This window comes from Arhodomonas aquaeolei DSM 8974 (assembly GCF_000374645.1).
GTDB lineage: Bacteria > Pseudomonadota > Gammaproteobacteria > Nitrococcales > Nitrococcaceae > Arhodomonas > Arhodomonas aquaeolei.
Genome location: NZ_KB894834.1, coordinates 1 through 9566 on the forward strand (window position 1 = coordinate 1; position 9566 = coordinate 9566).

General features: G+C 68.4%; 9 protein-coding genes. 7 read left to right on the forward strand and 2 right to left on the reverse strand.

Going from position 1 to position 9566, the window contains the following annotated elements:
• The coding region (locus C516_RS21340) for a hypothetical protein (RefSeq protein WP_040409726.1) at positions 1 to 392 on the forward strand (392 nt) is incomplete at its 5' end.
• Positions 393 to 428: 36 nt separating this feature from the next.
• Here C516_RS21340 and C516_RS0117795 read toward each other — a convergent pair.
• Positions 429 to 2195, reverse strand: coding sequence for a PHA/PHB synthase family protein (locus C516_RS0117795; protein ID WP_018719773.1), 1767 nt, complete (start codon positions 2193 to 2195; stop codon positions 429 to 431).
• A gap of 230 nt (positions 2196 to 2425) precedes the next feature.
• Here C516_RS0117795 and glnH point away from each other — a divergent pair, with 230 nt between their 5' ends.
• From glnH to C516_RS0117820, 5 genes are all read left to right on the forward strand, one after another.
• Entirely contained in the window at positions 2426 to 3160 is a 735-nt protein-coding gene (gene glnH / locus C516_RS0117800) for a glutamine ABC transporter substrate-binding protein GlnH (protein ID WP_018719774.1), read from the forward strand.
• Between the two features lie 79 nt (positions 3161 to 3239).
• The gene (gene glnP / locus C516_RS0117805; RefSeq protein ID WP_018719775.1) at positions 3240 to 3896 is read left to right on the forward strand and encodes a glutamine ABC transporter permease GlnP; all 657 of its coding nucleotides are present in this window, start codon (positions 3240 to 3242) and stop codon (positions 3894 to 3896) included.
• Entirely contained in the window at positions 3893 to 4621 is a 729-nt protein-coding gene (gene glnQ, locus C516_RS0117810) for a glutamine ABC transporter ATP-binding protein GlnQ (RefSeq protein ID WP_018719776.1), read from the forward strand. Before glnP ends, glnQ begins: the two co-directional genes overlap by 4 nt.
• 12 nt (positions 4622 to 4633) lie before the next feature.
• Positions 4634 to 5686 (forward strand): C45 family autoproteolytic acyltransferase/hydrolase, encoded by a 1053-nt coding sequence (locus C516_RS20175; protein ID WP_018719777.1) that lies wholly within the window; start codon positions 4634 to 4636, stop codon positions 5684 to 5686.
• Entirely contained in the window at positions 5683 to 6606 is a 924-nt protein-coding gene (locus C516_RS0117820) for a MurR/RpiR family transcriptional regulator (RefSeq protein ID WP_018719778.1), read from the forward strand. Before C516_RS20175 ends, C516_RS0117820 begins: the two co-directional genes overlap by 4 nt.
• Before the next feature lie 44 nt (positions 6607 to 6650).
• Here C516_RS0117820 and C516_RS0117825 read toward each other — a convergent pair whose 3' ends face one another.
• On the reverse strand, positions 6651 to 7835 hold the full coding sequence (locus C516_RS0117825) for a TauD/TfdA family dioxygenase (RefSeq protein WP_018719779.1): 1185 nt from the start codon (positions 7833 to 7835) through the stop codon (positions 6651 to 6653).
• A gap of 134 nt (positions 7836 to 7969) precedes the next feature.
• Between C516_RS0117825 and C516_RS20180 the strand changes: the two genes are divergently transcribed.
• Positions 7970 to 8908, forward strand: coding sequence for a LysR substrate-binding domain-containing protein (locus C516_RS20180; RefSeq protein ID WP_018719780.1), 939 nt, complete (start codon positions 7970 to 7972; stop codon positions 8906 to 8908).
• The last annotated feature ends 658 nt before the right edge of the window (positions 8909 to 9566 follow it).

A 9566-nucleotide genomic window follows, 5' to 3' on the forward strand; every position in this document is an offset into this window, starting at 1 on the left:
CCGAGATCGCCGTGGGCTTCCGCAGCGTGAAGGTCCAGTCGGACGGCGACGTCTTCGGCGGCCAGGCCAGCCTGTCCTTCGACCTCGCCGAGATGGGCATGGGTAAGTTCAAGCTCCAGGCCGTGCAGGGCGACGAGAACGCCCAGCTCCAGCTCGGCACCGGCTACAGCATCGCCAGGAGCAACTTCCTGATCACCGGCGGCGTGCAGGGCAATCACGTCTTCGGCGGCGCGGACTACCTCTTCGGCACCGGATGGCAGGCCGTCGGCGGATTCAACACCATCGGCAACTACGACCCGCCGGAGGGGGCCAGCGTGCGCAGCTGCCCGGACGGCTACACCGACGCGTCCTCGGACTTCTGCGCCCCGGACGGGTTCTTCGGGATGGAGTAGGATCGCTGCCCCCGGGACTCACACCGGGGGCAACGCCTATCGCTGCAGCACGTAGTCCCCCGGCGCATCCTTCAGCGGGGGGTGTGAGCTGCCGCCCATCGGCGGCGGTGCGATCCGCTCCGAGGAGTGCGCCGCCAGCCACTCCTGCCATGCCGGCCACCACGACCCGTCCTGGGCCGGTACCGTGTCCCGCCAGGTCTCTGGGTCGATGTAGGTATCGCCCTCGGTGTGGGTGTGCATCTGGAAACGCCGCCGCGGGTGCCCCGGCTCGCTGACGATGCCGGCATTGTGTCCGCCACTGGTCAGCACGAAGGTGATCTCGTCCACGTCCGCGAGCAGGTGGATCTTGTACACGGAGTGCCATGGCGCAACGTGGTCCTTGACCGTGCCGACCGCGAAGATCGGCATGCGGATATCGGGGATCGCCACCGGACGGCCATTGACGATGTACCGGCCGGTGGCCAGCTCGTTGTTGAGGAAGAGGCGGCGCAGGTACTCCGTGTGCATGCGGTAGGGCATGCGCGTGAGGTCTGCGTTCCAGGCCATTAGGTCGTTCATCGGCTGGCGCTCGCCGAGCAGGTACTCGCGGACCATGCGCGACCAGACCAGATCGTTCGAGCGCAGCAGCTGGAATGCCCCCGCCATCTGGTGACCGTCCAGATAGCCCTGCTCCCACATCATGTTCTCGAGCAGATCCACCTCGCTTTCACTGATGAACAGCATCAGCTCCCCCGCCTCGGTGAAGTCCACCTGGGTCGCCAGGGTCGTCATCGAGGCCAGGCGCTCGTCACCGTCGCGGCCCATCGCCGCGGCGGCGATGCTGAGCAGCGTCCCGCCGAGGCAGTAGCCCACACCGTGGACCTGGCGGTCCGGCACGATCTCGTTGATGACATCCAGCGCCGCCATCGGGCCCAGCGTGCGGTAATCGTCCATGCCCAGGTGCCGATCCTCGGAATCGGGATTGCGCCAGGAGATCATGAACACGGTGTGGCCATTGTCCACGAGATAGCGCACCAGCGAATTCTCGGCCGACAGGTCGAGGATGTAGTACTTCATGATCCACGCCGGGACGATCAGCACCGGCTCGGCGTGGACCGTCTCGGTGCTCGGGCTGTACTGGATCAGCTCGATGAGATTGTTGCGGTACACCACCTTGCCCGGCGTCGTGGCCAGATTCTCACCGACCCGGTAGTCCTCCGTTCCCACCGGCGGCTTTCCGGAGACCAGCCGCTCCCAGTCCTCAACGAAGTTATCGATCCCGCGGATGAAGTTCATGCCGCCCTCGGAGACGGCCTTGCGGGTCACCTCCGGGTTGAGCAGCGGATAGTTGGTCGGCGAGAAGCGGTCGAGGAGCTGGCGGGCGGTGAAGGAGACCACCTCCTCGCGGTAGTCCGAGAGCCCGTCGATATCGGTGGTCGCCGTATCCCACCACTGCTGCTGCAGCAGGAAGGACTGTGCGATGAGGTTGTAGGGCCAGTGACACCAGCCCTCATCGTCGAAGCGATGATCGGACGAAGCCGGCTCGATGCACGGCGCCCCGTCCTGGGCAGTGCCGGTCCGTGCCGCGTGTCGCGTGAGCCGGATGTTGCTGCGCATCGCCTCCTCGACGAGCTCGAGCTGTTTGCCCGGCGAGGCCGCGAGATGGGAGAACCACTCGAAGCCGACACTGGCGAGCCCCGCCGGCGTCAGGCCGTTGGTCGCTCGCGCCAGTGCGGCCTTGAATGCGCGATCCAGCGCGTGCGCCATATACGTATTGGGCTTGAACGCCTCGTTCACCGCCCCGCCCTGCGTCTGCCGGGTCATGGCCTGCCTCCTGCAATGTTCACTGCTATCCCTCTGCATAACACGAACCGGGGATGTTGCAAAGCAACACCGATAGCCGGTTAACGGATACGCCACGGACCGACCCCGAGGGGAACCCCGTCTGTCACTCCCGCTCTGGCAATATGCAAATTTATTGCTACTGTTAATCATCAAGTTTGCTTTTGCGCAAACTTTTTACCAAAAATCGCAACGCGTGACGGGAGAACACCATGAAACCTCGACACCTTTTCGCCGCCCTGCTGCTTGGCCTGGGCATGAGCGCCGGCGCCCATGCCGAGAAGCTGCTGGTCGCCGTGGACACCGCGTTCGTGCCTTTCGAGTTCGAGCAGGATGGCGCCTACACGGGCTTTGACATCGATCTCTGGAAGGGCATCGCCGAGCGGCTGGACGTGGACTACGAACTCCAGCCCATGGACTTCAACGGCATCATTCCGGCACTCCAGACGGGTAACGTGGACCTCGCCCTGGCCGCCATCTCGGTGACCGCCGACCGCGAGAAGGCGATCGATTACTCCTACCCCTACTACGACAGCGGCGTGCTGCTGATGGTGCGTTCCGGCAACGACGACGTCCGCGGCACCGACGACCTCTCCGACAAGGTGGTGGGCGTGAAACAGGGCACTGCTGCGGCGGACTTCATCGACACGCTCGATACCGGCAAGGTAATCAAGTTCCCCAACATCGGCGACGCCTACCTCGCGCTGCGCACCCGGCGCGTGGACGTCGCCGCCCACGACACCCCCAACGTCCTCTACTACATCAAGACCGCCGGCGACGGCGACGTGAAGGCGGTGGGCTCGAGCATGGATGCGCAGTCCTACGCCATCGGCTTCCCTCAGGGCAGCGCGCTGCGCGACCGCGTGAACGTCGCCCTGCTCGAGATGATGAGCGACGGCAGCTACGACGCCATCTACGAGCGGTGGTTCGGCAAGGCGCCGCAGTGACTGCCGGGCGCCCGGTGCGCCCGCCCCACCCACACGGACCCCAGCCACGCGCCGGGGTCCGGCAACCGGGAGCGGACCCATGCAATTCGACTTCTCGGTGATCCCGCAGGCCCTGCCGGAGCTGTTCGCCGGCGCGCGGCTCACCCTCTACATCACCGTCGTGGGCCTGCTCGGCGGCTTCGCCATCGGCGTGGTCGCCGGCACCGCCCGCGCCTACGGCAATCGCGCGGTCAACGCCATCGCCATGGCCTACATCGAGCTCATCCGCGGCACGCCCATTGTCGTGCAGGTGATGTTCATCTACTTCGCCATGCCGATCCTGCTCGACGTACGCCTCGACGCGCTGACGTCCGCCGTCTCGGCGATCGTGATCAACGCAGGCGCGTACATCGCGGAGATCGTCCGCGGCGCGCTGCTGTCCATCAGCCGGGGCTACATCGAGGCGGGCAAGGCCCTGGGTATCACCCGCTGGCAGCTCTTCCGCGACATCATCGGGCCTCTGGCCTTCCGCCGGCTGGTCCCGCCGCTGGGCAACCAGTGCATCATCAGCCTAAAGGACACGTCACTGTTCATCGTCATCGGCGTCGCCGAACTCACCCGCCAGGGCCAGGAGGTCATGGCGAGCACGTTCCGGGCCGTGGAGATCTGGTCCACCGTCGCGGTGCTCTACCTCGCCATGACCCTGACCATGACCCTCGCCCTGCGCCTCATCGAGAAAAGGATGAAGATCCTATGAGCATGGTGGAATTCGATAATGTCACCAAGGCGTTCGGCGACCTGGTGGTGCTCCACGAGCTCGACTTCGCCGTCGAGCGCGGCGAGGTGGTCTTCGTGGTCGGGCCGTCGGGCTCCGGCAAGTCGACGCTGCTCCGCTGCATCAACGCCCTGGAGCCCATCACCGACGGTGCCCTGTTCGTCGAGGGCCGCAACGTCGCCGACCCGCGCACCAACATCCGCGAGATCCGCCGCGAGGCCGGCATGGTCTTCCAGCAGTTCAACCTGTTCCCGCACATGAGCGCGCTCGGCAACGTCGCCTACGGCGTGCGCCGCGTACGCGGCAAGTCCCGGCGGGAGGCGGAGGCCATCGCCATGCCGCTGCTCGAGAAGGTCGGCATGGCGGACCGCGCCGACCACTACCCGGACGAGCTCTCCGGCGGCCAGGCCCAGCGCGTGGCCATCGCCCGGGCGCTCGCGGTCAACCCGGACCTCATGCTCTTCGACGAGCCCACCTCCGCACTGGACCCAGAGCTGCGCTACGAGGTCCTGCGGGTGATGCGCGATGTCGTCGAGGCGGGCATGACCATGATCGTGGTCACCCACGAGATGTCCTTCGCCCGGGAGGTCGGCACACGGCTGCTGTTCATGGACGAGGGGCGGATCGCCCTCGACGGCGATCCCCGCGAGCTGATGGCGGCGCCGCCGAATCAGCGCTTCGCCGATTTCCTGGTTCACATCCAGTAGGACGGGGACGCGATGGAATGCGTGTACGCGGCGGGAACGCCGCTCGACATCGGCCGACGGCTCGGCGCGCAGGGCCGCGATGCATTCGCCTCGCTGATCCGGCCCGGCCCGGACTTCGCCCGGCTGGAGACCGCGCTGCCCCCGGGCTGGCTGGCAGACGTCGCCGGGCGCATCCGCGCAGCATTCCCGGCGATCTGGAGCGAGCTGCAGGGGCTGGCCGAGGGGCTGGACCAGCCCCTGGAGGCGGTGCTGCTGTGGAACTGCCGCGGCGACCTCGCCCCCACCGGCCCGGAGGGCTGCTCGTCGGTGGCGGTCGCCGGCGACGGGACGAGCTGGCTCGCCCACAACGAGGACGGGGACCCGCGGCTGCGCCCGCACTGCTTCCTCCTCGACGCCGAGCCGGCGACGACCCCGGGCTTCGTCACCTTCTGCTATCCCGGCTCGCTACCCGGTCACACCCTGGCCGCCAACACCGCCGGGCTCGCCTACACGGTGAACAACCTGCGGCTCACCGAGCACCCGCCGGGCATCCCGCGGATGGTTACCGCCCGGGCCCTGCTCGGCTGCGCGGACATGGACGCGGCCCTGGCGGTGCTTCGCGGAACCCGGCGCAGCGGTGGCTTCCATTTCATGATGGCCGATTGCCGGGGCGCGGCACCGCTGTCCGTGGAGGCGCCGTTCCACGGCCTGTTCACGGAGACGGCCGCGCCCGTGGCGGTACACGCCAACCACCTGGTCCGCCCGGACGCAGCGGCCCTGCCCCAACGGATCACCGCCTCGTCCGCTGCCCGTCAGGCAAGGCTGGAGGCCTGGCTGGCGACGCAGGATGAGGGGCCACCGTCACCACAGGCCCTGCTCGCGATCCTCGCGGACCGCCGCGACCCGGTGCTGCCGGTGCACCGGACCGCGCCGGACGACCCGGACGGCGAAAACACCCTCGCCACGGCGCTGTTCCGCTTGGACCCCGACGGCATAACGGCTACCGTACGGGCATCACCCGACGGCGCGGTGGTCGCGGAACGCCGTCTGGGCCCGTCGTCATCCGCCCCACCGGAGCACTCATGAGCGAGACCGCCGGCGACGAACCGACCCTGCCCCTCCCGCCCCGATCCCTCGACGGGCTGCGACGGGTCGTGGAGGCGGGCCGGCGTCGCGAGGCGGGGGTACGCCTGGGCCAGCGCTCGCTGGCAATCCTCGAGCACATGCTCGACAACCCGGAGGAGGCGACCCTCGGTAGCATCGCGGCCATCGCCCGCCAGCACGGGGTCAGCGCCTCGACGCTGACCCGGCTCGCACGGCGGCTGGGCTTCGACGGCTTCAAGGCCTTCCAGCATCTCTTCCGCGTGGAGGTCGCGCGGGGCCGGCACTTCTATACCGAGCAGGCCCAGCGGCTGATGGAGACGACCACCGAGGCCGGCAGGACACACTCGCCGGGCATGGCCGCGGCGGGCCACGAGCTCCAGAACCTGGCCGACACCGCGGCAAGCCTCGACGCCGGGACCGTCACCGCGGTACGCGACGCCGTGCTTCGCGCCCGCCGGCTCTATGTGCTCGGCCTGCGTGGCTGCTACGGCGTCGCCCACTACCTGGGCTACTACCTCGGCTTCATCGGCAAGCCCGTCTCCACCCTGGGCGCGGCCGGCTTCACCCTCGCCGAGGAGATCAGCGACATCACCCCGGACGACCTGCTCATCGCCGCCACCGTGCGCCCGGAGACACGGCTGACGGTGGACGCCTGCCGCATGGCCGCTGGCAAGGGCGTGCCAGTGGTGACGCTCACCAACCACTACGCCTCGCCGGTGCGCGAGTACGGACGCCACAATCTCTACGCCCGCTGCGACGGACCGTACTACTTCAACCCGGTGGCGGGACTGTTCATGGTGGCGGAGGTGGTGCTCGCCGAGGTCGCGGCGGCACTGGGGGAGGCGATGATCGACCCGCTCGGCCGGCGGGAGGCGTCGTTCGAGGCCCTCGGCATCGAGTAGCCCGGGAAGAAGACGCCGGGGAAGCCCCGGCGCCGTTGCCTCCTTTACGCCGCCCGCCGCTCCAGCACGCGCAGCCGCGAGTGGATCAGGTCCCGGTCGAGGTAGGCCCCCTGGAGGTGGCGGCCACCGGTGGACGGATCGAAGGCCTCGCGCCCGTGCAGCACGCGCAGGTTGTCGAACGCCACCATCTGCCCGGGACGCAGGCTGAAGCGGATCGCGAAACGCGGGTCACGCAGCGCGTTCCAGAAACGCCGATAGGCCCGGTAGAAGGGCGCCACCAGGTGGCCCGGGAGCCGCAGGCTGTCCCGTATCCAGTTATTGAACCGGATCTCGGCGAGCGCGCCGCTGTCGTCGAGCCCGATGATCGGAGCGCGGTAGGCGAGATCGGTGTGCTCGTCCTGAAAACGGAAGTCCACCGACTGCTCACTGAGCAGGCGGAAGGATTCCGGGTCTTCCGAGCGCAGCCATTCGGCAACGGCGAAGCCGTCCGTAAGCAGCGAGGCACCGCCCTCGGCCTCGTTCTGGAGGCAGTAGAGGAGCTGGAAGTCCGGTGGACGCCGCCAATTCGGCAGGTCGATGTGTGGCTCGAGCGCGATCGGCGTGTAGGCCGCGTTGTTCGGGTCGGGCCGGGAGACGACGTCGAAATGCCGGCCGAAGTTGGTCTCCCGCGGCCAGCCGATACGCTCGGCCACGCGGATGACCTCGTTCTCCGTCGTGGGACCGTTCTCCAGGAGGACGAAACCGTAGCGCACCAGCGAATGCAACCAGTCACGCACGCCCTCGCCCGAGCCCATGAACGCCCCGTGGTCGACGCGCGGCAGCGCATCGGCGATGGCCGCATCCCACGTCTCGACCTCGACCGGCGAACGGGGCGCCGCCGGCAGCGCGCGCTGGCGCAGCCAGCCCGGATCGAACTCGCTGATGTGCTCGGGAAAGTCCCCCATGGGCGGCCAGACCAGGCGCAATGCCCCCCGGTCGGTGGTCGTCGCCGTGGGGCGGGGAAGCGTCTCGGGCAGATCGATCAGCGCCACTGTGCGCTCGTGCGTCTGCGGATGCCGGCACTTCGGGCAGGCACAGTGATCGCGCAGCCAGAGCCGGTGGAAGTCCGCGCGGAAACCGTCGTCCCAGACCAGCTCCAGCCCGGTATCGTTGTGCGCCACGTGTGCCAGGCGTCGCGGGTCGGCGTAGTCCGCCAGCTCGCCCATGTCGACTACGGTCTCAGTGTCCATCTTGGTGGCCTCGTCCGGGTCTGTCTGTGTGGGTGTGCCGTTGGCGGGGTAGTGAAACGCGGCGACAAAGGAGGCGGCAAACGATTTATACCGCTACAATGACCCCGATTTTCTTATGACCCGTTTATCCAACCATGTCCCGAGCACTTCCGCCCGCCCAGGCACTGCACGCCTTCGACGCCGCCGCCCGGCACATGAGCTTCACCGAGGCGGCGAGGGAGCTCGGAGTGACGCAGGCCGCGATCAGTCAGCGCATCCGAGTGCTGGAGCACAGCGTCGGCCAGCCGCTGTTCGTGCGGCACCCGCGTGGACTGGAGCTCACGGCCGCCGGCCGCTCGTTCGTACCCGCCGTGCGCGAGGCCTTCGAGCGCCTGACGATGGGCGTCATGGAGGCATTCGGACCGACCCGGGGCGAAGGCACACTCACCCTTCGCGCCACCCCGGGGTTCATCGCCCTGTGGCTCGCCCCCCGGCTCCCCCGGTTCCAGGCCGAACACCCCGAGATCACGCTGCGCCTGACCACGGCGGTGTGGCCGTCGGACTTCGGCGGCGAGGGATCGGATCTCGAGGTGCGCTACGGTCGCGGCGGTTGGCACGACGTGCTTTGCCTGCGGCTGACCGAGGAACGGATCGCGCCGGTCTGCCGTCGCGGGATGGCTCTCGGGCTGGAGACGCCGGCGGATATGGCCGGTCTCACGCTGATTCACGCCGTCGGATTCGAGACCGGCTGGCCCCGGTGGCTGGCCACCGTGGGCGAGCCGGCGCTGATCGACCGCAACCCGGCGCTGCTGTGCGACACCATGGACGACGTGCAGGCGCTTGCCGTTCAGGGCTCGGGCATCGCCATGGGCCGCAGCAGTCTCGTCTCCGCGGCACTCGCCGACGGGCGGCTGGTCGCCCCGTTCGATCACTGGGTCAGCGCCGACGAGGCGTTCCACCTGACACGCCCGCGGCAATTCTCCCCGCGGCCGGAGACGGCGGCGTTCTGGGAGTGGATGCGCCGCGAGATCCACGCACCGGACGATACCGTCGCTCCCGACGGCGGTAACGGACCCGGCTTGCGGACCGGGTAGCAGCGGGAACGACGCCGATGCGGCACCTCCCGCCGGCCGGCGGTCCCCACAGTCGCCGCCTCCCCCGCGGGCATCGCCGGACGCCTCCGGGCGAACGATTCGCGGCGGACCTGGCAGGGATACCGGCTGCGAGGAGCCGCCGACCTACGGCAAAGGCTGAACCGCTTTAAGCGCGGGCAGATACCGTCTCGCGGATCAAGCGATTTGCGGACTTTAGGGTGTCTGGTCCTTGATGACGCCGAAGCAGATGGGGACGGGCTTGCGCAGGGCCGCCCCAGGGCGGCCATGCTGGCGTTGCCCCGACTGCGCAGGCACTGGCGAAACGCGCGCACACCGGGTTTGCGAGGTCGGCCGCTCACGGTAGTCGACGTTGCCGACACGGCAGGCGGGGATGTTGGCTGCCAGGAGCAGCCAACCTTGTGTTTTCGACGGTAAGGGTTTGTAGCCCTTAGTGTCGGTCCCGGGGACGCCTGGGAGAGAGGGGAGCAGGGAGGCTGTAGCCAACCTTCGGCCTGCAGGACAGAGCCTGCGAGGTAGATTCGCCCCCTGCTCCCCATTTTATCTTTGTCGCATACAGCCCGAACGGTATCCAAGGCCTGAGGCACTCAGAGCCTGCACAGACAAGGTTAGGCCGCGACGAAGCGCTCCCGCACAGGTG

What these genes read in the sequence shown, in the direction of transcription:
- C516_RS0117795 (WP_018719773.1), bottom strand. Translation starts at nt 2,195, where the DNA reads ATGACCCGGCAGACGCAGGGCGGGGCGGTGAACGAGGCGTTCAAGCCC.
- glnH (WP_018719774.1), top strand. Translation starts at nt 2,426, where the DNA reads ATGAAACCTCGACACCTTTTCGCCGCCCTGCTGCTTGGCCTGGGCATG.
- glnP (WP_018719775.1), top strand. Translation starts at nt 3,240, where the DNA reads ATGCAATTCGACTTCTCGGTGATCCCGCAGGCCCTGCCGGAGCTGTTC.
- glnQ (WP_018719776.1), top strand. Translation starts at nt 3,893, where the DNA reads ATGAGCATGGTGGAATTCGATAATGTCACCAAGGCGTTCGGCGACCTG.
- C516_RS20175 (WP_018719777.1), top strand. Translation starts at nt 4,634, where the DNA reads ATGGAATGCGTGTACGCGGCGGGAACGCCGCTCGACATCGGCCGACGG.
- C516_RS0117820 (WP_018719778.1), top strand. Translation starts at nt 5,683, where the DNA reads ATGAGCGAGACCGCCGGCGACGAACCGACCCTGCCCCTCCCGCCCCGA.
- C516_RS0117825 (WP_018719779.1), bottom strand. Translation starts at nt 7,835, where the DNA reads ATGGACACTGAGACCGTAGTCGACATGGGCGAGCTGGCGGACTACGCC.
- C516_RS20180 (WP_018719780.1), top strand. Translation starts at nt 7,970, where the DNA reads ATGTCCCGAGCACTTCCGCCCGCCCAGGCACTGCACGCCTTCGACGCC.